At 42.5% G+C, this 20,796-nt stretch carries 21 protein-coding genes, 6 tRNA genes, 1 other RNA gene and 1 pseudogene; 11 read left to right on the top strand and 18 right to left on the bottom strand.

Features of this window, described 5'->3' with window-relative positions; genetic code table 11:
* Positions 1–118 precede the first annotated feature (118 nt).
* Positions 119–613: a DUF1289 domain-containing protein gene (locus tag CYK47_RS10715; RefSeq protein ID WP_122901611.1), complete on the top strand. Its 495-nt coding sequence runs from the start codon at positions 119–121 to the stop codon at positions 611–613.
* 58 nt (positions 614–671) lie between these two features.
* Here CYK47_RS10715 and panD read toward each other — a convergent pair whose 3' ends face one another.
* The 11 genes from panD to CYK47_RS10770 all read right to left on the bottom strand — a co-directional run bounded on the left by panD (position 672) and on the right by CYK47_RS10770 (position 6,699).
* Entirely contained in the window at positions 672–1,052 is a 381-nt protein-coding gene (gene panD, locus CYK47_RS10720) for an aspartate 1-decarboxylase (protein ID WP_122901651.1), read from the bottom strand.
* An 87-nt stretch (positions 1,053–1,139) separates the two neighbouring features.
* Positions 1,140–1,718: an aminoacyl-tRNA hydrolase gene (gene pth, locus CYK47_RS10725; protein ID WP_122901613.1), complete on the bottom strand. Its 579-nt coding sequence runs from the start codon at positions 1,716–1,718 to the stop codon at positions 1,140–1,142.
* 19 nt (positions 1,719–1,737) lie between these two features.
* Positions 1,738–2,034, bottom strand: a complete 297-nt coding sequence (rplY, locus tag CYK47_RS10730; RefSeq protein ID WP_122901615.1) for a 50S ribosomal protein L25 — start codon at positions 2,032–2,034, stop codon at positions 1,738–1,740.
* Positions 2,035–2,132: 98 nt separating this feature from the next.
* Complete coding sequence (locus CYK47_RS10735; protein WP_122901617.1) at positions 2,133–3,086, bottom strand: ribose-phosphate pyrophosphokinase; 954 nt, start codon at positions 3,084–3,086, stop codon at positions 2,133–2,135.
* A gap of 36 nt (positions 3,087–3,122) precedes the next feature.
* Positions 3,123–3,197, bottom strand: a tRNA-Gln gene (locus CYK47_RS10740).
* A 90-nt stretch (positions 3,198–3,287) separates the two neighbouring features.
* Positions 3,288–3,362, bottom strand: a tRNA-Gln gene (locus tag CYK47_RS10745).
* An 18-nt stretch (positions 3,363–3,380) separates the two neighbouring features.
* A tRNA-Gln gene (locus CYK47_RS10750) sits at positions 3,381–3,455 on the bottom strand.
* A gap of 30 nt (positions 3,456–3,485) precedes the next feature.
* A tRNA-Gln gene (locus CYK47_RS10755) sits at positions 3,486–3,560 on the bottom strand.
* Positions 3,559–4,389 carry a 4-(cytidine 5'-diphospho)-2-C-methyl-D-erythritol kinase gene (gene ispE, locus CYK47_RS10760; RefSeq protein ID WP_122901653.1) on the bottom strand — a complete coding sequence of 277 codons (831 nt, stop codon included), beginning with the start codon at positions 4,387–4,389 and terminating at the stop codon, positions 3,559–3,561. The genes CYK47_RS10755 and ispE overlap by 2 nt, the downstream gene beginning before the upstream one ends.
* Before the next feature lie 9 nt (positions 4,390–4,398).
* Complete coding sequence (gene lolB / locus CYK47_RS10765) at positions 4,399–4,977, bottom strand: lipoprotein insertase outer membrane protein LolB (RefSeq protein WP_122901618.1); 579 nt, start codon at positions 4,975–4,977, stop codon at positions 4,399–4,401.
* Between the two features lie 3 nt (positions 4,978–4,980).
* Positions 4,981–6,699: a tetratricopeptide repeat protein gene (locus CYK47_RS10770; RefSeq protein ID WP_164709188.1), complete on the bottom strand. Its 1,719-nt coding sequence runs from the start codon at positions 6,697–6,699 to the stop codon at positions 4,981–4,983.
* A gap of 78 nt (positions 6,700–6,777) precedes the next feature.
* Between CYK47_RS10770 and hemA the strand changes: the two genes are divergently transcribed.
* Positions 6,778–8,061 (top strand): glutamyl-tRNA reductase, encoded by a 1,284-nt coding sequence (gene hemA / locus CYK47_RS10775; protein WP_122901622.1) that lies wholly within the window; start codon positions 6,778–6,780, stop codon positions 8,059–8,061.
* Between the two features lie 10 nt (positions 8,062–8,071).
* Here hemA and CYK47_RS10780 read toward each other — a convergent pair whose 3' ends face one another.
* Together CYK47_RS10780 and CYK47_RS10785 are read right to left on the bottom strand one after the other, a co-directional pair.
* The gene (locus CYK47_RS10780; protein ID WP_122901624.1) at positions 8,072–9,961 is read right to left on the bottom strand and encodes a DNA primase; all 1,890 of its coding nucleotides are present in this window, start codon (positions 9,959–9,961) and stop codon (positions 8,072–8,074) included.
* Positions 9,962–10,100: 139 nt separating this feature from the next.
* Complete coding sequence (locus tag CYK47_RS10785) at positions 10,101–11,057, bottom strand: outer membrane protein assembly factor BamD (protein WP_122901627.1); 957 nt, start codon at positions 11,055–11,057, stop codon at positions 10,101–10,103.
* Between the two features lie 71 nt (positions 11,058–11,128).
* Between CYK47_RS10785 and rluD the strand changes: the two genes are divergently transcribed.
* From rluD to CYK47_RS10800, 3 genes are read left to right on the top strand one after another with little or no spacing between them, the layout of a single operon-like run.
* Positions 11,129–12,181 (top strand): 23S rRNA pseudouridine(1911/1915/1917) synthase RluD, encoded by a 1,053-nt coding sequence (rluD, locus tag CYK47_RS10790; RefSeq protein ID WP_122901629.1) that lies wholly within the window; start codon positions 11,129–11,131, stop codon positions 12,179–12,181.
* A 51-nt stretch (positions 12,182–12,232) separates the two neighbouring features.
* Positions 12,233–12,982, top strand: coding sequence for a peptidoglycan editing factor PgeF (gene pgeF, locus CYK47_RS10795; protein WP_122901631.1), 750 nt, complete (start codon positions 12,233–12,235; stop codon positions 12,980–12,982).
* A 30-nt stretch (positions 12,983–13,012) separates the two neighbouring features.
* The gene (locus CYK47_RS10800) at positions 13,013–13,573 is read left to right on the top strand and encodes a flavodoxin family protein (RefSeq protein WP_122901655.1); all 561 of its coding nucleotides are present in this window, start codon (positions 13,013–13,015) and stop codon (positions 13,571–13,573) included.
* 49 nt (positions 13,574–13,622) lie between these two features.
* On the opposite strand, the gene smpB is transcribed toward CYK47_RS10800, so the two are convergent.
* Positions 13,623–14,099, bottom strand: a complete 477-nt coding sequence (gene smpB / locus CYK47_RS10805) for an SsrA-binding protein SmpB (RefSeq protein WP_122901633.1) — start codon at positions 14,097–14,099, stop codon at positions 13,623–13,625.
* A 160-nt stretch (positions 14,100–14,259) separates the two neighbouring features.
* Between smpB and coaD the strand changes: the two genes are divergently transcribed.
* The 4 genes from coaD to CYK47_RS10825 all read left to right on the top strand — a co-directional run bounded on the left by coaD (position 14,260) and on the right by CYK47_RS10825 (position 15,569).
* Complete coding sequence (gene coaD, locus CYK47_RS10810) at positions 14,260–14,751, top strand: pantetheine-phosphate adenylyltransferase (protein ID WP_122901635.1); 492 nt, start codon at positions 14,260–14,262, stop codon at positions 14,749–14,751.
* Between the two features lies 1 nt (position 14,752).
* Positions 14,753–15,016 (top strand): YfhL family 4Fe-4S dicluster ferredoxin, encoded by a 264-nt coding sequence (locus CYK47_RS10815; protein WP_122901637.1) that lies wholly within the window; start codon positions 14,753–14,755, stop codon positions 15,014–15,016.
* A 26-nt stretch (positions 15,017–15,042) separates the two neighbouring features.
* Positions 15,043–15,420, top strand: an RNA gene (gene rnpB / locus CYK47_RS10820) — RNase P RNA component class A.
* Positions 15,421–15,492: 72 nt separating this feature from the next.
* Positions 15,493–15,569 (top strand) — tRNA-Met (locus tag CYK47_RS10825).
* 38 nt (positions 15,570–15,607) lie between these two features.
* On the opposite strand, the gene CYK47_RS10830 is transcribed toward CYK47_RS10825, so the two are convergent.
* Positions 15,608–16,018, bottom strand: a complete 411-nt coding sequence (locus CYK47_RS10830; RefSeq protein ID WP_122901639.1) for a hypothetical protein — start codon at positions 16,016–16,018, stop codon at positions 15,608–15,610.
* Between the two features lie 170 nt (positions 16,019–16,188).
* On the opposite strand from CYK47_RS10830, the gene CYK47_RS10835 reads away from it, so the two are divergent.
* A tRNA-Met gene (locus tag CYK47_RS10835) sits at positions 16,189–16,265 on the top strand.
* A gap of 124 nt (positions 16,266–16,389) precedes the next feature.
* On the opposite strand, the gene CYK47_RS10840 is transcribed toward CYK47_RS10835, so the two are convergent.
* A complete protein-coding gene (locus tag CYK47_RS10840) occupies positions 16,390–18,015 on the bottom strand; it encodes an NAD+ synthase (protein ID WP_122901641.1) in 1,626 nt (541 codons plus the stop codon).
* Between the two features lie 318 nt (positions 18,016–18,333).
* Here CYK47_RS10840 and CYK47_RS10845 point away from each other — a divergent pair, with 318 nt between their 5' ends.
* The gene (locus CYK47_RS10845; protein WP_252150274.1) at positions 18,334–18,741 is read left to right on the top strand and encodes a type IV secretion protein Rhs; all 408 of its coding nucleotides are present in this window, start codon (positions 18,334–18,336) and stop codon (positions 18,739–18,741) included.
* Positions 18,742–18,791: 50 nt separating this feature from the next.
* Here CYK47_RS10845 and gltA read toward each other — a convergent pair whose 3' ends face one another.
* A complete protein-coding gene (gene gltA / locus CYK47_RS10850; protein ID WP_122901643.1) occupies positions 18,792–20,069 on the bottom strand; it encodes a citrate synthase in 1,278 nt (425 codons plus the stop codon).
* 631 nt (positions 20,070–20,700) lie between these two features.
* A pseudogene (locus CYK47_RS15895) lies at positions 20,701–20,796 on the bottom strand (IS982 family transposase); the annotation flags it as partial.

Below are 20,796 nucleotides of genomic sequence, written 5' to 3' on the forward strand. Positions count from 1 at the left end.
TTAACTGAAATTTGGCCTAGATTCAAAATTTCCATACAAAAAATATGCCTTTTTAAAGTTGCTCGCTCAGGCTATGCTAGGCGCGCTAAATCTTAAGGCAAAATGTGGAGTTTTTATTTTGAGCAATGAGCGTCGAATTGCCTCTTTAACCCCGTGTGCAGGACGTTGTTCTACGGTATTTGGTGATTTAGTTTGTCGCGGATGCCGACGTTTTAGCCATGAAGTGATTCATTGGAATCAATATAGTGCTGAGCAGCATGCTGCTGTTTGGAATCGCTTAGATGCGCAATTAGACCAGATTTTAGTGCCGATGTTGCCGCATGCAAATTTAGTGCACGTTGAGGGCTTTATACAGTCGAAACGGGTGCGTTTACGCCCTAATGCGAGCCGTGGACGTAAGTTATATCATGCGCTAAAGCTGTGTGAGAAAAACCGCCATTTTACCGATGATAGCGGTTTAGGTATTCATTATAAGCAGGTACGTCCGTTGTGGGATGAGTTTGAGCGCCGCGTTTTGGCACTGGCCAATGCCTCTTATGATCTGGCTTTTGTACGTGCTAAGGGCATTCGTTATCATTTGTTGCAAGGCAAAATCGAAATTGAAAAGATTTAAACCCGTTGCCCACAAAAAAAGCTCGCCAATTGCGAGCTTTTTTTAGTGCTTAAAAAATTTAAGCCACTTGTACCGGAATACAATTTGCGGTGTGATTCACAGTATTGTCTGGGTTAGCATAAACCAAACGTGGTTGATGTAGAGCCGCTTCGACTTCGTTAAAGTCACCAAAAGTGGCAATAATCACTAAGTCACCCACATCTGCTTGATGCGCAGCGCCGCCATTGACAGAAATCATACCTGAATCATTTTCACCACGAATCGCATAGGTGGTGAAGCGTTTGCCATTGGTAACATTCCAGACGTGAATTTCTTCGTATTCACGAATGCCGGCCAAATCCATTAACGTGCCGTCAATCGCACATGAGCCTTCGTAATGTAGTTCTGCATGAGTCACCACTGCACGGTGAATTTTGCATTTGAGTAAACGAGACAGCATATCAGCTCCCAATTCATCCATTAATTTTGATGCGCACCAGCGCACCGCATTGTGCTTGTAAAATACACAATGCGCAACAGGATAAATTTAAGGCTTATAAGCGTTAATTTGATTCATGGCTGGCTGAATATCGCCATTCACCAATAATTTGATTTGCGCGAGGGCATGATGAATCGCATCGTCCATTAAGTTTTGTTCACTGCTTGGGGCTTTACCCAAGACATGACCAGACACTTTATCTTTGGCACCAGGATGACCGATCCCAATACGTAGACGATGGAAATTTGGACCTGTATGCGGCACGATATCGCGTAAACCGTTATGACCGCCATGACCACCACCTGTTTTCAGGCGAATAATACCGGGGTTCATATCCAGTTCATCATGGGCGATGAGCATACTTTCAGGCGCAATATTATAGAATTTAGCGTAAGGCACGACACTTTTACCAGATAGGTTCATAAAAGTCGTCGGCAATAGCAATCGAACGTCTTGACCTTCGATCGTACCACGGCCGCTAATGCCGTTAAATTTGGGGTCGTTTTTTAAATTGATACCATAACGTTCTGCAAGGCGTTCCACAAACCAGAAGCCTGCATTATGGCGGGTTTGGGCGTATTCCCGACCGGGATTGCCCAAACCAACAATTAGCGAAAGATTAGCCACTAATTACACCAATAAACACTTATGCGCGTTTGAAGTCAGCGTGCATAGGTGTGTTTTTCGCTGGGTGACGTTGAAGCGCTTGGATTTTAACGCTTTCAGTTTTACCGTCGATGTTGATTTCAACAACTTCAGCGAAGAATTCGTTGCTTTCTAAAGCTTTAACAAGCTCACGAAGTTCTAAAGTAACAGCTACAGGAGCAGCTTCGCCACCGTAGATGATTGCAGGAACTTGGTTTTGAAGACGAAGGCGGCGGCTCGCACCTTTCCCTTGAACTGCTTCTTCACGTGCTACTGCATTTAATACGAAGTTTGCCATGATAGACATCCTATTTAAGTTAATGGACTAGACTTGCGACCAGTCTAGTTGATAGAAAGCCCCGCCAAAAGGCAGGGCTTTGAAATTCGAATGGACGATTATAAATAAGAATCGAACATTGCGCTAATAGATTCTTCGTTGTTAATACGACGAATTGTTTCAGCAACCATGCTTGCTACTGAAACTTGGCGAATCTTACCAAGCGCTAAAGCTTCTTCTGAAAGCGGAATCGTGTCTGTAACAACCAATTCATCGATCACTGAATTTTTCAAGTTTTCGATTGCTTTACCAGATAAAACTGGATGCGTTGCATAAGCAACAACACGGCGAGCACCAAAGTTTTTCAGTGCATCAGCAGCTTTACATAAGGTACCTGCTGTATCCACCATATCATCGACAATCACACAATCACGATCTTTAACATCACCAATCAAATGCATCACTTGTGATTCATTCGCTTTTTGACGACGTTTATCGATGATCGCAAGATCAATATCACCCATTTGTTTTGCAACAGCGCGGGCACGTACGACACCACCAACGTCAGGAGAAACAACCATTAAGTTGTCATGTGACTGTTGACGAAGATCAGCAAGGAGTGCTGGCGTACCGTAGATGTTGTCTACAGGGATATCGAAGAAACCTTGGATTTGGTCAGCGTGTAAGTCGATCATCACCACACGGTCAATCCCTACAGTTGTTAGCATATCTGCAACAACTTTAGCAGTAATTGGCACACGGCTTGAACGAGGACGACGGTCTTGACGAGCATAACCGAAGTAAGGGATAACGGCAGTAATACGACCAGCACTTGCACGGCGAAGCGCGTCCGCCATAACCAAAATTTCCATGAGGTTATTGTTGGTTGGGGCACAAGTAGGTTGTACGATAAATACGTCTTTACCACGCACGTTCTCAGTGATTTCTACAGCAATTTCACCATCAGAGAAGGTAGAAACAGATGCAGCACCTAGAGGAATGTGTAAATGGCTTACGACTTTTTGAGCGAATTGTGGATGCGCAGTTCCACTAAAAACGACAAGATTGGGCATGAAGCACCCTTGGCGGTTAGAATATATGGGAATAGATGGCAGGGGTAGCTGGATTCGAACCAACGGATGCCGAGATCAAAACCCGGTGCCTTACCACTTGGCGATACCCCTAATGCGGCAGAACTTTAATATTTTTATTGCTTAATGTCAAGCAGTTTTAACTGTTAAGCAATAAAGACTGTTCTGTCTTTTTCGAGAAAATGGCAGGGGTAGCTGGATTCGAACCAACGGATGCCGAGATCAAAACCCGGTGCCTTACCACTTGGCGATACCCCTAATTTGATGACTGTAAGATGGCAGGGGTAGCTGGATTCGAACCAACGGATGCCGAGATCAAAACCCGGTGCCTTACCACTTGGCGATACCCCTAATACAGTACATCTATGTTACAGGTGAAAATGGCAGGGGTAGCTGGATTCGAACCAACGGATGCCGAGATCAAAACCCGGTGCCTTACCACTTGGCGATACCCCTAATCTACTTTAAAATCAATCAATGGCGATTCGTTTAAGCTATTCACCAAGTAAGCTTTACATGGTGCGTTCGCTAGAATGTCATCAATTGGCATGTCTAAAGTCGCTTCAACAAAAACACAAGCACCTGTACCTGTAAGTTTTGCAACACCGAACTGATCTAAGTATTGCATCGCTTCATCGACTTCTTTGTATAAGCTTCGTGCCAGAGGCTCAAAGTTATTCTTAAAATCAGATAGCGTTTGCTGATAGGCGCAGAATTTAAAGGCCTTTTCGTTTCTTGTCAACGTTTTTTGTGAAAAAAGTAATTGGGTGCTGATAAAACAATCAGGTTTGAGCACAATGTACTGTTTTTGAGCTAAATTTACCCAAGTTAAGCGTTCTCCAATCCCTTCGGCCCATGCATTTTTACCATGCACAAAGACAGGCACATCGGCACCCAGTTTGAGTCCAAGCTCTGCTAATTGTTCAATTGTTAATCCACATTGCCATAATTGATTGAGCACGATCAGCGTTGTGGCGGCATTGGATGAGCCACCCCCCAAGCCTGCACCCATCGGAATATGTTTTTCGATGCTGATTTTTAAACCAGTTGGCGTTTTTGCAAAGGGCTTGAGGATTTGCGTGGCTTTAAAAATTAAGTTTTGCTCAAGATCAACATTGTTTAAACCCTCAATGCGAATGTCTAAATGTTCTGTTTGCTCGAAAGTGAGCCAATCATATAAATCAATCAGCTGAAAAATGGTTTGCAGTTCGTGATAGCCATCAGCACGACGACCAGTAATATGTAAAAACAAATTCAGTTTGGCAGGAGAAGGAACACGTAACATAACTTTCACTTAACGATCTTGAATCAGCATAGTAATACGGTTTTCCTGACCATTTTCAAGCGCTTGCTTTAAAATTAACCGATTTGGTAGCTGACTTTGGTTATAACTTAAATCGACAACCCAGCCCACTTCACTAATTTGGCGAATTCGTTGCTGATCATCTCTACTAATTTGTGCGTTTTGCGTGGCGGGTTTAGCCTGAATCCAATCCATTAAATAAGTGATAGGCGCATCCCAACCTGTAGCACGTTTGAGTAATTCTTCTGGACTTGATGCGCTAATTAAACCTGTTTGGTTGCTATTTAAGCTGACTGGACCGTGTTTTTGTCCACTAATTTGGGTTTTACCGATACCTAAAATACCGCTGAGTTCAATCTCAAACTGATTATGTTGCTGTACCCACGTATAAAAAGCACTGCCTGATTGCTGTGGGGTGCGTACGCCAATTTTGCCTTGCAAACTAAAATTTTGGCTATCTTGTAATTGTGGGGTGGGCTTAAGTTGAGGTTGGCTAAAAGGCTGACAAGCTGTGAGCGCTAAACTGGCAGCTAAACTGCTTATTAAAGCAAAATGTGGGAGCTGTAACATAAATTAAGAACTCTTTGGCATGGGTGGGGGGATTAATAATGAATTTAAAGGCGCTAACTGCGGATCGTTAGGATGCTTTTGTTGTAATTGTTTTAAAATTTGAGCAAAACGCCCTAAATCGCCTTGCATATAGAGGGCACGGGCATAACGTACTCCAATACTGACGCTGTCATTGAGTAGATAAGCCTGTTCGAGCACTTTGGCTGCTGTGCTAAAATCATTTTGTAAATAAGCCACAAAGCCCAAGGTATCCATAATTGAGGCTTGGTCAGGTGCCATTTCTAAGGCTCGCTCTGCATAGTCACGCGCTTCATCTAAACGACGATTTTGCAGTGCTAGGGTATAGGCATAAGCATTTAAATAAGCAGGATGATTAGGCTCTAAATCCAGCAATAGGGTAAGTAATTGATCTAAACGGTCGCGTTGTACAAAAGGATCTAACAGCAAAACTTCGGCATAAATCAGCTCAGGGTCGTCGCTTAAATGTTGAATGGCTTCTTCAAGTAAACCAATTGCCGCGCGCTTATTGCCCATTTTTTTAAGAATTTCCGCCTGTGCTTGATATAAAAAACTCGCATGTTGCGGGTAATTGACTCTTTCTTGAGTTAAAAAACGCAGTGCATCGTTCAGGCGTTGTTGCTCAGTGTAAATATTAATTAAATTTTGTCGTGATACAGCATATAGGCTGCCATCAACCAAACGATAATAGGCTTTAGCCGTTTCATAATGACCTTTACGTTCGGCATTTAAAGCCAAATAGTAATAGGCATCGTTTTGATATTGACTGGAGTTACGCAGCTCCACCAAATAGCGTTCGGCACGTTCATATTGTTTTAAGTCAATACTGGTTAAGCCAGCAATAAACAAGGCTTCTTCGGCTTTGGGCCATTTTTGTAGGATTTTTTCTAATTTTTCTAAGGCTAACATTGAATCGTTGACCTTAATCAGATATTTCACTTCTGCTAAACGTATTTCTAAATTGGACTTGTGTTGGCGTGACGCTTTACTATACCACTTGCGGGTTTGCTCCTCATCGCCTAAGGCGCTGAGTAAATTAGCTTTCATTAAGATGAAATTGCTGGCATTGGGACGTTTTTTTAAAGCACGGTTAATGGTGGCAAGCGCTTGCTCAAATTGTCCAGTTTGCGCTTCTAAAGCGGCAATAATCACTAAAATCGATGGATTGTCTTTGGCTTGGCTGTTTTGCAGGGCATCGACCAATACCGTTTGATCTTCTTTAGATTCTGGGGCAATACCCGCCAAAATTTTCTCAAGGTCGGCACTTGGGTCATGGCTTAAAATTTTATCAATGCTTTCTGCGGCAAGTTCATACTCATGCGCTTGTAAGGCAATATGCGCCAGATAAAATAAAGCGGGTACATCGCTTGGCTCTTGTACCACCCAATGCGTGGCAATATCCAGCGCGGCCTTGAAATCATGTTGTTCGAGTGCCACATTGAGTGCGCGTTGCTTAACGGTGGTGGAATTGCTCTTAATGGCTAAAACGGTATAGTTATGTAGGGCGGTGGCAGTGTCAGCATAGGCCAAAGCAAATTCAGCGAGCATTGTTTGTTGGATTGCATTGTAATTGTTGGCATTATAGGCTGTAGCTGTAGTAGTCGCCAAAAGATGGGTGCTGCATAGCATGCTACCCATGAGTAACAATGTGCTAGAATATTGCTTTATTGTCGAAGTGCTGTTTTGGCCATTTATTTGACGCAATTTTTCTTAATCCAAGTAATGCTTTTTATGACACCGATGTTGCACAATAGCATAAATTTAGCGAAATGATGATCTGATATGTCTTTCTTTGCATTGGGTGTCAACCATCAAACCGCCTCTGTAGAACTGCGTGAGCAAATTGCGTTTAACCCTGAAAAGTTAAGCCAGCTCTTGGCAGGGCAAAGTCACGACCCGCATTTAAACGATCTGGTGGTGGTGTCGACCTGTAACCGTACCGAAGTGTATGCCATGTCTGAAAATGCAGACGTGGTACTCAATTGGTTGGCACAAGTGAATGGTTTAGAGGTCAAACAGCTACAAAACCACGTTTATCGCCATGAAAATGCGCAAGCGGTAACGCATTTAATGCGTGTCGCGAGCGGTCTTGATTCCTTAATGTTGGGTGAGCCACAGATTTTAGGTCAGGTTAAAACTGCGCTATCTTTAGCCAAAGACTGCGCGACTGTATCTAAAAATTTAAACCGTATTTTTGAATATGCGTTTTACGCAGCCAAACGGGTACGCTCAGAAACTGCGGTGGGTAGTCATGCCGTGTCGATGGGCTATGCTGTGGCGCAGCTTGCATTACAGGTGTTTAGTCACCCTGAAAAACTCACCGTGATGGTGGTGGCTGCTGGTGAAATGAATAGCCTAGTCGCGAAGCATTTGGCTGAAATGGGCGTGGGTAAAATCATCATTTGTAACCGTACTCGCAGCCGTGCTGAAACCCTTGCCCAAGAAATTGCACATCGCGTTGAAGTTGAAATTATTGATTTTGCAGATTTAGCCGAACATTTACATCGTGCTGATGTGATTTCAAGCTGTACTGGCAGTTTGCATCAAGTGATTCAGTTTGCTGAAGTCAAAGCTGCTTTAAAGAAGCGTCGTTATCAACCGCTGTTATTGGTGGATTTAGCCGTACCGCGTGATATTGACCCGAAAGTAGAAAGCTTAGATGGCGTATATTTGTATGGTGTTGATGACCTACAAACAGTGATTGATGAAAACTTAGCGCAGCGTCGTCAAGCGGCAGTTGAAGCGGAAGTGATGGTCAATCAGCTGGCAACAGAGTTAATGACCCAGCAAAAAGTCAAAGAAGCCGGCAGTAGTATTCATGCTTATCGTGAACATGGCGAAAGTTTGCGTCAGCAAGAATTAGATTTGGCTTTAGCGCGGATTGCCAAAGGTGAAGATGCTGCCACGGTGATGCAGGATTTCTCGCATCGTTTGGCGCAAAAATTACTGCATCCCACCTCAATTTTATTGCGTGATGCAGCCAAAGCGGATGATCCTGCGCATTTTAGTTTTATTCGCGACAGCTTGGATGACAGCATACAGCATCTACGTAAGCCCAAGCGTTAACATGATCAGCTTAAGACACTAATCTTAAGCTGATTTTTTTGGTCAGTTCATTCAGTTGCTGACGTAAATTGCTTGATTCCACCAAAGATTTTGGTGATTTCAATTTTTGCTTTAAATACTTTTCTTGCAGTGATAATGCATATTCTGCCGCTAATTTATCGGCCATCTCGGGTGCTTCGGTTAAAGCTTCAATATTGGTGCGTTGCATAATATCGGCAATTTCATGGGCATAGCTGCTACACGCACCTAACACATAATAGGTTGCGAGTTCTTGATCATCGGGCAGCTGATCAAAAATGGCATCTAAGCGATCTAAAATTCGTGATAATAATTCATCTTGCTGCATGAAGGCACGTAAGGTTTCAAAATGAATATATAAAAACGGATGATGCATTAATATTGCAACGGCAAAGTCTTCATCACGGGTATGAATATTAAATGACAAGGAAGCATCATTATTGAGCTTAGGTGTCCATTTACGCCCAAAACCAAGCTTTTCTTTAAAGGATTGACTGAGCAAATAACGGAATGAGCCATGTTTTGGCAAAAGGTCTGTCAGTTGACGTAATTCTGCCATCACCTGACTTTTACCTTCCGGCGTATTAACGTCATGATTTTGCGTCAGATGCGCAAAGACAAAATCAGATAATAGGGGCGCTTGTTTCAGTAAGCGCTGAAAATTCTCAATCCCTTCACGACGAATGAGCGAGTCAGGGTCATGGTTATTAGGCAACACAAAGAACTTAAGTTCACGCCCATCATTGAGCAGCGGTAAAGCAATTTCAAGGGTGCGCCGTGCGGCTTTTTGTCCAGCAGCATCACCATCAAAGGCAATGGTAATACACGAGTTTTGCTTAAATAAAATATTCAGGTGTTCAGTATTACTTGCCGTACCTAAGGTCGCCACAGCGCCATAGATGCCATATTGCTGTAGCGCAATGACATCCATATAGCCTTCCACCATCAGCCAATCATGGGCTTTTTGCTTACGACCTTCATATAAGCCGTAAAGCAATTGGTTTTTATGGAACACTTCAGAATCTGGCGAGTTGATATATTTCGGCTTGATCTCGTCATTTAAGGCACGGCCACCAAAACCTACCACCCGACCTTTGGCATCGCGAATGGGGAAAATTACCCGATCACGCAGTAAATCAAAATCACGACCTTTGTCACTGGTACGAATTAAACCGAGTAAACGTAAGCCTTCAACATCTTGGGGAAAGGCTTTTTCAAGATGTTGCCAATCTTCAGGGGCATACCCCAAACGCCAATAGGCGATGGTCTCTTGGCTTAATCCACGTTGTTTAAAGTAGTTTTGCGCAGTTTGACTATGCGGTAATTGGGCTTGATAAAACTGGGCAATATTTTCAAGTAGGGTGTATAAGTCGCCTTCTTGTTCTACTTGTGCTTGGGCACTAAAGGGGTCAAAGTCCGCAAATTGCGCTGAATAATCAATCTCATCATCTGAGGGTGGATAGTCAAAATAACTGGCTTCTTCAGACGCTGCTGCCGCCACATTTGCCGCTGGCGTAGCTGCCTTGGCAATCGGTGCTGGTGCTTTAATTTCACGTTTATAGGCAATGCGTTTTTTATTGTCGATATCGTCTTTAGGCAGCTCAATACCGGCTTGTGAGGCTAAATCTTTCATCACATCAACAAAATTACGATTGTCGATGTCCATTAAAAAGCGAATGGCATTGCCGTTGGCCTGACAGCCAAAGCAGTGGAAATACTGTTTGTCACGATAAACGTGAAAAGATGGGCTTTTTTCTTGGTGGAATGGACAACAGCCCGAATAAGTACGGCCAGTTTTTTTCAGTTTTACCCGTTGACTAATTAAATCGACAATGTCAGTGCGATCCACGACTTGATCAATAATATGCTGAGGAATTGCCATCGTGTGTCAGTGCCATTTAACCAAACAAGAAAAAAGATGCGTTTAAAAACTAAACCAATTTGTGCGTCCAATCAATGTCGATTCAGACGAAAAGGGCAAGTATGATAACTTGCCCTAGACAAAAATGCGAACCTTAAGATTAGTCTTGGCTTGGGCGATCAAGTAAACCAAAGCTTAAACGATTGCTTAAGCTACGTTTTGGCGCCTCTTGCGTTGCTGTATCTTGGTCTAAATTGGTTTTGGCTTCACGACCAAAAATCCCCAATGTGGCACGATTTAAGAAGCTTTCTTCAGAACGTGCCGCACGTAAATTCACCTCACCATTGGCCTTAACCAAATGTGGGTAATTCAGCTTTAACACCTCAATATATTGCTGTGCCGAAGCTTGATCACCTAATTTGCCATAGCTATAAGCAATGGTCGCCAGCGCTTCAGGAATTTGCGGGGTTTTTGGATAGTGCTCAACCACCCATTGACCGCGCTCTAATGCTGCAACCCATGCTTTACGTTTTAAGTTAAAACGTGCCGCATTCATTTCCGCTTCTGCTAGCTCTTGCCCAATAAACTGCATGCGCTGCGCTGCATCGACTGCATACGTGCTCGATGGATAGCGACGAATAAAATCAACAAAGTTCTGATAGGCCACTTTTAAATAGCTGACATCACGATGCGCTTGTTTAAGTGAGGTATAACGCAACATGGTGTGATAATTTTGTTCCATGTTGGCCACGCCACGCACATAGTACGCATATTCTGCTTGTGGATGCTCAGGGTTACTGCGAATAAAACGCTCTGAAAGTGCCACAACGCCTTCATAGTCTTTTTGCTGGAACTTGACATACATCAACTCAAGCTGCGCCTGAGTGGCATAATCGCCCGTCGGGAAGTATGTATCAATCGCTTCTAAATTTTTTGCAGCTTCGACATATTGACCGCGTTCAAGTGCTTTTTCAGCTTTTTGAATATAAACTTGTTCACTCGATTGTGGCCCAGTATCGACCACTTGTTTTTTTGGATTACTGCTACAACCCACGATTGCAGATGCAGCGCCAAGCGTAAGCGCAAGCATTGTAATTTTATAACGTGGCAGCGACATAAAAATTCCTCTGTTAATACGGGCAATAAGCTACAATTGCACTATTAAATCACTTTTGTCTGAATGAGCAAATGACCCAAGTACAATCTTCCGATTCTAATATCCCTGAAACTGATTTCAATTTGCTTGAAGATTCAGAGGATGCAGATAACCATACTTCAGAAACAACTGCAACACGTTTAACGTTGCAAGTTCAACTAGATGAGAGCTATTTGGGTCAGCGTATTGATCAAGTAGCCGCTTTAGTTTGGAACGATTTCTCCCGCGAAAAACTGAAACAATGGCTCAAAGAAGGCCATTTATTGGTCAATGGCCAAGTAGTTAAACCAAAATACAAATGTGAAGGCAATGAAGTTTTAAGCTTAGATGTTGAGCTTGAAGCGCAAACACGTAGCCTACCAGAAGATATTCCACTCGATATCGTCTATGAAGATGATGATATTTTAGTCGTGAATAAACCAGTGGGTATGGTGGTACACCCGGGTGCTGGTAATAGTTCAGGTACGTTAGTCAATGCCTTATTGCATCACTATCCAAAATCTGCCGAACTCACCCGTGCCGGTTTAGTGCATCGTATTGATAAAGATACCTCTGGTTTGTTGGTCGTGGCGAAAAACTTAGAAGCGCAATTTGCGTTAAGTAAACAGCTTGCCAAAAAGTCAGTGTACCGTGTTTATGATTTGATTGTGTATGGCAACATGATTGCAGGCGGTACGGTAGATGAGCCAATTAAACGCCATCCTGTAGATCGTGTCAAAATGACCGTATTACCGGGCGGTAAAGATGCAGTCACGCACTATAACGTGAAAGAACGCTTCCAACACTTTACCCGTGTACAAGCGCGCTTAGAAACAGGTCGTACCCATCAAATCCGTGTGCACTTTAGCTACATCGGTTTTGGTTTAGTCGGTGATCAAGTCTATATGCCGCGTGTACGTGTCCCTGCCGGTGCATCTGAATTACTCAATGCGACTTTACGTGGTTTTAGACGTCAAGCACTACACGCAGCGAAATTGGGTCTAATTCACCCACGTAGCGGTGAAGAAATGATGTTTGAAGCGCCGTGGCCAGAAGACTTCAATGCTTTGGTTGAAGTGTTGCGTAGCGAAAATAAAGCATATTAATAAAAAGTTGGCTATCTTCGGATAGCCATTTTTGTCGCAAGGATTAAAAACATGCAATTTGTATCGGGTTTGCCTCAGGGCGTTTATGTAGCACAAACGCGCATTGCGCATGCAGCGGTTATACCTACAGATAATCCAAGCCTAAGTGGCTTTAACTTAGCCCTTCATGTCGGTGATGATGCCAAGCGTGTGCAACAGCACCGTATGCAATTGCTGAATCAACTGCATCCTTTTGGCGTGACCAAAATTACGTGGATGAATCAAACCCATAGTACTTTGTGTCATCGTGTTGAAGATGAAGCCACATTAGTGGCACAAGAGGGCGATGCTTTAGTCACCAACACCCAAGGCCATGCTTTGATGATGATGACGGCCGATTGCCTACCCGTAGTGTTAGGTAATGCTGCGGGTACAGAAGTGGCGAATTTACATGCCGGCTGGAAAGGTTTAGCCCATGGAATTGTAGAAAACACCATTGCTGCTATGCACACTAAACCGACTTGGGCATGGCTCGGGGCTGCAATTAGCCAAGCCAATTTTGAAATTGGTGCGGAAGTAAAAGCGGCATTTTGCGATAAATATCCCGCTTTGGAAACAGCGTTTATGCCTGGCAAACAAGCAGATAAGTTCTATGCGGACTTATATGCCATTGCGCGCTATATTTTAGCCAAGCATGGTGTAACTCAGGTTTATGGCGGTGATCAATGTACCTATCGTCAGGCGGATGAGTATTTTTCTTATCGCCGTGAAGCCAAAACTGGCCGTATGGCAACATTCGTGTTTATGGCTAAAAACTGTTAAACTTGAGCAAAATAATCTGCATTGATGGCTATGTCTTTATCTAATAAATCACTCGCAATTGTCTATCACAGTCCCTATGGACATACCGCTAAAGTGGCGAGCTATATTGCTAAAGGGGCTGCAGAAACGGGTATTCATGTCGTTAGTATGTCAATTGAGCATTTAGATTGGGATGCTTTAGATGCAGCCGATGCCATTATCTTTGGTTGCCCAACTTATATGGGCAGTGCACCTGCTGCATTTAAAGCCTTTATGGATGGTTCATCAAAACGTTGGCAAAAACGTAGTTGGCAGGGCAAACTCGCGGCAGGTTTTACCAATTCAGGTGGCTTAAGTGGCGATAAATTGATGGTATTACAGCAAATCAACTTATTTGCCATGCAGCATGGCATGTTGTGGTGTGGTTTACCTTTAATGGCAACCGGTTCAAGTGAAACCGATTTAAACCGCCTATCGAGCTGTTTAGGTTTAATGACTCAATCCGACAATGCACCTGTAGAAATCACACCACCACAAGGCGATTTAGACACTGCGATTTGGTTTGGTGAATATATTGCCTTAACATTAGCGCGTTTAGCCTCTAAAACTTAAGCTTTTAATGCGCTTAAAACTAAAAAACCTCCAAAATGGAGGTTTTTTATTATTTATGCATAATGCGGGCTTTATCACGTTGCCAATCACGGTCTTTTTCCGTGGCACGTTTATCATGTAATTGCTTACCTTTCACCAAAGCAATTTCTAGCTTAGCTAAAGGGCCTTTCCAATAACAGGCTAAAGGTACACAGGAGTAACCTTTTTGATTGACTGCACCTAACAGCTTATCTAATTCACGACGACTAAGTAACAGCTTACGGGTACGCGTCGCTTCAGGCACTACATGCGTCGATGCAGATAATAGTGGCTGAATTTGTGCACCAAACAGATAAGCTTCGCCATTTTTAAAGGTCACATAGCTTTCGCTCAAGGTCATACGGCCTGCACGTAAAGATTTCACTTCCCAACCTTGTAGCGACAAACCTGCTTCAAATTTTTCTTCAATAAAATAGTCGTGACGTGCACGTTTATTCTGTGCAATGGTCCCGCCATTATTTTTTTTCACTACCGATACTTTTGCCATAATAAGACACTTCCCAACTTAAAGACTATTGTGCCCCAAGCGCGCCATGCTGACAATTCATAAATGTTTGAAAAAAATTATGTGGCTTAACTTTTGGTTCACTAAAAAAGCCGCTTTTTGCTAGAATAAGGCTCGAACAAAATAAACTAGAGTACAATGGATGTCTAAAACTCGCGTGATTTACCCAGGCACATTTGATCCGATTACCAATGGGCATATCGATCTTGTGACTCGTGCAGCAAGAATGTTTGATGAGGTAGTGGTGGCGATTGCAATTGGTCATCATAAAAACCCAGTGTTTACCTTAGACGAGCGTGTAGCTTTAGCACAGGCATCTTTAAGTCATTTATCTAACGTAGAATTTGTTGGTTTTGATGGTTTATTGGTAAATTTTTTCCGTGAGCAACAGGCAACTGCGGTACTGCGTGGTTTACGTGCTGTTTCCGATTTTGAATATGAGTTTCAATTGGCCAATATGAATCGCCAGTTGGACTCTAAATTTGAAGCAGTGTTTTTAACCCCGTCGGAGCAATATTCATTTATTTCTTCGACGTTGGTGCGTGAAATTGCGCGTTTACAAGGTGATGTGACCAGATTTGTACCGCCAGTGGTGGTCGAGGCCTTTGAACGCAAACTACAACAAGGTTGGTAGCGTGTCCCTATATATTACCGATGAATGCATTAACTGCGACGTGTGTGAGCCTGTATGTCCCAATGAGGCGATTTTTATGGGTGAGGTGATCTATGAGATTCACCCTGACCTATGTACCGAATGTGTTGGACATCATGATAAACCGCAGTGTCAATTATTTTGTCCAGTGGATTGTATTCCGCATGATCCCAATCATGTAGAAAGCAATGATGAGCTCATGGATAAATATAAACGACTAACTGCTCAAAAAAGCGCAAGCAATTAATTGCAAAGTTTGTTAGAATGCCGCTCGAAGTGAGCCAGACGATCGCTGCTGTGGAAATCTCCGTGATTGAAGCAGGGGAGGAAAGTCCGGGCTTCATAGGGCAAGGTGCCAGGTAACGCCTGGGCGGTGTAAACCGACGGCAAGTGCAGCAGAGAGAAGACCGCCTTCAATATGTTTCTAAGCAATTAGAATCGAAGGTAAGGGTGAAAGGGTGCGGTAAGAGCGCACCGCATGGCTGGTAACAGTTCATGGCGAGGTAAACCCCACCGGAAGCAAGACCAAATAGGAATCCATTAGGCATGGCCCATGCTGGATTCGGGTAGGTCGCTTGAGCGCATGAGTGATTGTGCGCCTAGAGGAATGATCGTTCACGACAGAACCCGGCTTATCGGCTCACTTCAAAAATTTTTTACAAAATTGTGAAAAAAGTACTTGACGAATATTTTAATCAGGTACATAATACGCCCACAGTTTACGGCTATGTAGCTCAGTTGGTTAGAGCACCGCACTCATAATGCGGGGGTCACAAGTTCAAGTCTCGTCATAGCCACCATTTTTAAGACCACATTCACTAATGTGGTCTTTTTTTATTTAAAATTTAGCTTCACAATTTAAGCTGCTGTAATCGAGCTGTATGTGTTGTTGTCGTGCATACATCGCCTGTAATTTTGTCTGTAGCTCGATTGTTGAAAAAATTTGTTGATCGATTAAGTCGAGTTTTTTAGCACTGATTTTTTGCTCTGCACAGTAGCGTCCTATCAAACGATGCTCTGCTAAGCTGTGTTGTTTAGCGCTATTCAAATTGTGCCAGCTGCTAATTTTTTGCTGCTGCTTGGCATAAGCGACTAAGACCTCACGCTCTTTTAAGCTAAAGCGCCATGCGTGATTAATATAAGATGCGACATCCATACGGACGCCATTGTAATTGGTTAAAATCGGTGAGATCAATTGGCAACCTGTTAGTAAAATTAAACACACGTTCGTCAAGATTAAAAATTTCATATCCCAATAGCATCCATTTTTATTCAATGATTTAAATGAAATAGCATCCTTTTACGAGTTTTTGCACAAAAACATCACAAATTCTATCGATTTGTTTGAATTGTGAACATTTGTAAGTAAAACTGCTTGACGTAGAGGTAAAATATTTACATAATGCGCTCACAGTTTACGGCTATGTAGCTCAGTTGGTTAGAGCACCGCACTCATAATGCGGGGGTCACAAGTTCAAGTCTCGTCATAGCCACCATTTTAAAGACCAAGCTCTCAGCTTGGTCTCTTTTTTTTGTGTATTAGAAAAATTAAACAATTGAGCATACACAGATATAAAAAAACCCAAACCGAAGTTTGGGTTTTTTTAGGCCTGCAAGCGCTTAAATACCAGGCTTCCAACCATTCACAATTGGATAACGACGTTCACGGCTATAAGCACGCGATGAAATACGTGGGCCTATCGCGCCTTGACGACGCTTATATTCGCTACGGTCAGTAAGTCGAATCACTTTTTCGACCACATCTTTGTCAAAGCCTTTCGCAATAATATCGTCTTGGCTTAAATCTTCTTCAATGTAAGCATACAAAATTGCATCAAGTACTTCATAAGGAGGTAATGAGTCTTGGTCTTTTTGATCAGGACTAAGTTCTGCTGAAGGTGGACGAGTAATCACACGCTCAGGAATCACAGGTGTCTCGCTGAGTGTATTACGGTATTTGGCCAGTTCAAAGACAATGGTTTTATACACGTCTTTGAGTACTGCATAACCACCGACCATGTCACCATAAAGCGTACAGTAGCCAACAGACAATTCAGATTTATTGCCTGTAGACAGCACTAAATTACCAAACTTATTCGACAGTGCCATTAATAAGGTACCGCGTGAACGCGCTTGTAAGTTCTCTTCTGTGGTATCCGCTTTTGCTTCACCAAAGAATGGGAATAGGGTTTGCATAAAGCTATTCACGATTGGGTTGATTTCGGCAATACCAAAGGTAACACCCATGGTTTTGGCTTGTGCTGCGGCATCTTCGACGCTGATTTGCGCAGTATAGGTATAAGGCATCATCACCGCTTGGACTTTATCTGCACCAATGGCATCTACAGCAATGGCTAAGGTTAAAGCTGAGTCAATCCCACCTGATAAACCTAAGATCACACCTGGAAAACCTGAGCGTTGTACATAGTCACGCGTAGCCATCACCAGACCTTGATAGATCTCTGCCATAGTGTCTAATGGGGCAACAATTTCACCTTGGTTATAGCGCTGCTGATTGGCATCGTATCCAGCGATATAAAGCTTTTCTTGGTAAGTTGCTGCTTGTAGCGCAACCGAGCCATCTTTATTAATGACGAAGCTGGTACCGTCAAAGATAATGTCATCTTGACCACCGACTTGGTTGACATACACCAGATTAAGCTGCAATTGCTTGGCTAACTCTTGCATGGTGATCACGCGATGTTGCGGTTTACCCACTTCATACGGTGACGCATTGAGTACCAAGACAGTTTCAACATTGAGCTGAGCGATTTGTTGTACGGTTGGCAATGCCCACACGTCTTCACAAATCAGTACGCCAAACTTGTGACCTAAATATTCAAACACTAAATGTTGATGACCTTCGTTAAAATAACGTTTTTCATCAAATACGCTGTAGTTAGGTAGATTCTGTTTGTTGTAGATGCCAAGCACTTGACCATCTTTCATCACCGCTGCGGAGTTATAGCGTTGACCATCTTCTGCTTGATGGACAAAACCAAACACCAACACGATGTCTTTAACTGCGCTTAAGGCAGCAAAAGCTTGCTCGGTACGCTTACTTAAGCTTGGACGTAATAATAAGTCTTCGGCTGAATAACCAATAATTGCTAACTCAGGAAAAACAATGAGATCAGCTTGTTGTTGTTTCGCAGCATGAATTTGTTCCAGCATTTTTTGAGTATTGGCTTCGATATTGCCAATATGCGGAGAGAACTGTGCAAGGGCAATGTTAAAATTTTTCATTCCAATAAAATCCTATACCTATCAGGATATGTACATAACTTGAGTTTGTTATTGCTATAAGTCCAAGGTTATGTAGAAGTGTTGAACAGCAAAATAAAGTCTTAAAATAAGTAATTTGCGGGTTCTACTATATACGAATTGCTGCACGCTGCGTAATGAAATCGTAAAAAAAAGCCCAATCCCACAAAAAAAGCGCGTCTTTCTTTGCATAATAGGTATTGTTAGTCAGAGTTAATAATGTGTAGGTGCAATATGACACAGGCCAAATTGGGACAGTGGTTGATTCTCAAACGTCGAGGTTAAACTTTAGGTGAGAAAGTGTTGGCACAGTCGGTATTTGGCGAGAGTCTTAATTTAGAGCGCGTAGAAATTATCGCACATCGCCTAGTGCTTAAAAATTATGCTGTGAGTCCCAATGGTAAGATTTATTTTAATGTTGCCAATTGGTGTGCAGATTTTTCCAGCCAATCACTGGCGCAGCAAAGCTGGTTAATCCATGAATTAACCCATGTATGGCAAGTGCAACAGGGGATGCAAGTATTATTGCGCGCCCTGTTTAATCGTAAATACAGTTATGTACTGCAAGAAGGCAAACTATTTTTTAAATACGGCATTGAACAACAAGCGCAAATGGTGCAAGACTATTTTTTAAGACGTGCCAAAGGACAAGAATGTGCTGCTTATGAAGCCTGTATTCCTTTTTTAACACGCGCAAAGTTGGCATAAAAAAAACCGCCCGAAGGGGCGGTTTTTCAGAATCTTTAATTCTTAAAGAATTAACGACCTTGGATGTCGCGTTGAGTTTCGCCAGTGTAAAGCTGACGAGGACGACCGATTTTGTAAGGTGCGCTGTGCATTTCTAACCAGTGGCTGATCCAACCTACTGTACGTGCAAGAGCGAAGATTACCGTAAACATTTCTGTTGGGATACCAATCGCTTTAAGGATGATACCTGAGTAGAAATCTACGTTAGGGTATAAGTTACGTTTGATGAAGTATTCGTCAGATAACGCAATACGTTCAAGTTCCATCGCAAGCTCAAGTTGTGGATCGTTGATACCAAGTGCAGTTAACACTTCGTCACAAGTCTCTTTCATTACTTTCGCGCGTGGATCGAAGTTTTTGTAAACACGGTGACCGAAGCCCATGAGTTTAACTTCTTTAGTCTTCACTTTTTCCATGAAGCCAGCCACGTTTTCTACAGAGCCGATTTCGTCAAGCATTGTAAGAACCGCTTCGTTTGCACCACCGTGCGCAGGGCCCCAAAGTGCAGCGATACCAGCAGCGATACATGCATACGGGTTAGCACCAGTAGAACCAGCTAAACGTACTGTAGACGTAGACGCATTTTGTTCGTGGTCAGCATGAAGTGTGAAGATACGGTCCATTGCTTTAGCAAGGATAGGATCAACTTTGTAGTCACGGTCTGCAGGAGTAGCAAACATCATGTACAAGAAGTTTTCCGCGTAGCTTAAGTCGTTACGTGGGTAAACGAATGGCTGACCCACAGTGTACTTGTAAGTCCAAGCAGCAAGTGTTGGTACTTTTGCAATTAAGCGAATTGCAGTGATTTCACGGTGGTCGATATTTTCGATATCAAGGCTGTTGTGATAGAACGCAGAAAGCGCACCAACAACACCACACATGATCGCCATAGGGTGCGCGTCACGACGGAAACCGTTGAAGAAGCGACCTACTTGATCGTGAACCATTGTGTGGTTACGAACTTTAGCGTCGAATTCAGCTTTTTGTTCAGCAGTTGGAAGCTCACCATTTAAAAGTAAGTAGCAAGTTTCTAAGTAGTCAGCTTTAGTTGCCAATTGGTCAATTGGGTAACCACGGTGTAAAAGTACGCCTTTACCACCATCAATGAACGTGATTTTAGACTCACAAGCAGCTGTAGAGACAAAACCAGGATCAAAAGTAAAATGACCTGCAGCCAATACATCTTTAACGTCGATTACGTCAGGGCCTAAAGTGCCGCTGTAAATCGGTAATTCAATTTCTTTGCCATCAAGCTGTAATACGGCTTTCTTGCCAGTTACTTCAGACATTCAATTGATCTCCTGTCCTGGTGAATGTTAGGTCTGATTCATCAACATTTTTAATTAATAGTAGAATCAGACCGGTCAAAAAATTGCTATAAGATTAGAGGGTGTGCAAGTTTTGTCAATTATACTTATGGATAAAAATGACTTCTCTATAGTTGATTGAGTCAAAAATTATGCATATGACAAAACAGGCGATTTACACCGACGCGATATAATAAGTCAAAAACTATGCTTGTGCAGAAAAAAATAAGTCTAATGGCTTAAATTTGGACGATTTTTAATTGTCAAAAGCTCTAGCTATCACAGCATAGGTGAAATGAATAATGCGGTAAAATAGTAGAGTTTTCATAACTTAGGTTGAATGTGCCACTCAATCATTGGCAAATTTTCTCATCACAAAAAGCACTAAGCCAATTTTGAAAATTAAATCGTTTGGCTAAAAAGTAGCTGATCAGTATTTAAAAAAAGATTAAAAAATGCACGAAATATCGCGCTTTGGTTGGCTGATGTATAACTTTTAATCTAAAATAGAAGTACTTTTTTTTATATAAAATAGCATAAGTATTTATTTAATTTGATGATATTGATTGGCTGTTTTTTTAATAAATAACCCGAATCATGGATAAGCCTGATTTTACATCTTTATAAATTGAGGCTTATTTTCATGACAGATTTGATAAGCACAGAGTGATGCATAAATCCCTGCGAAATAACCTGAAATAGAACGATG

It is taken from the genome of Acinetobacter sp. B51(2017) (genome assembly GCF_003711395.1).
GTDB lineage: Bacteria > Pseudomonadota > Gammaproteobacteria > Pseudomonadales > Moraxellaceae > Acinetobacter.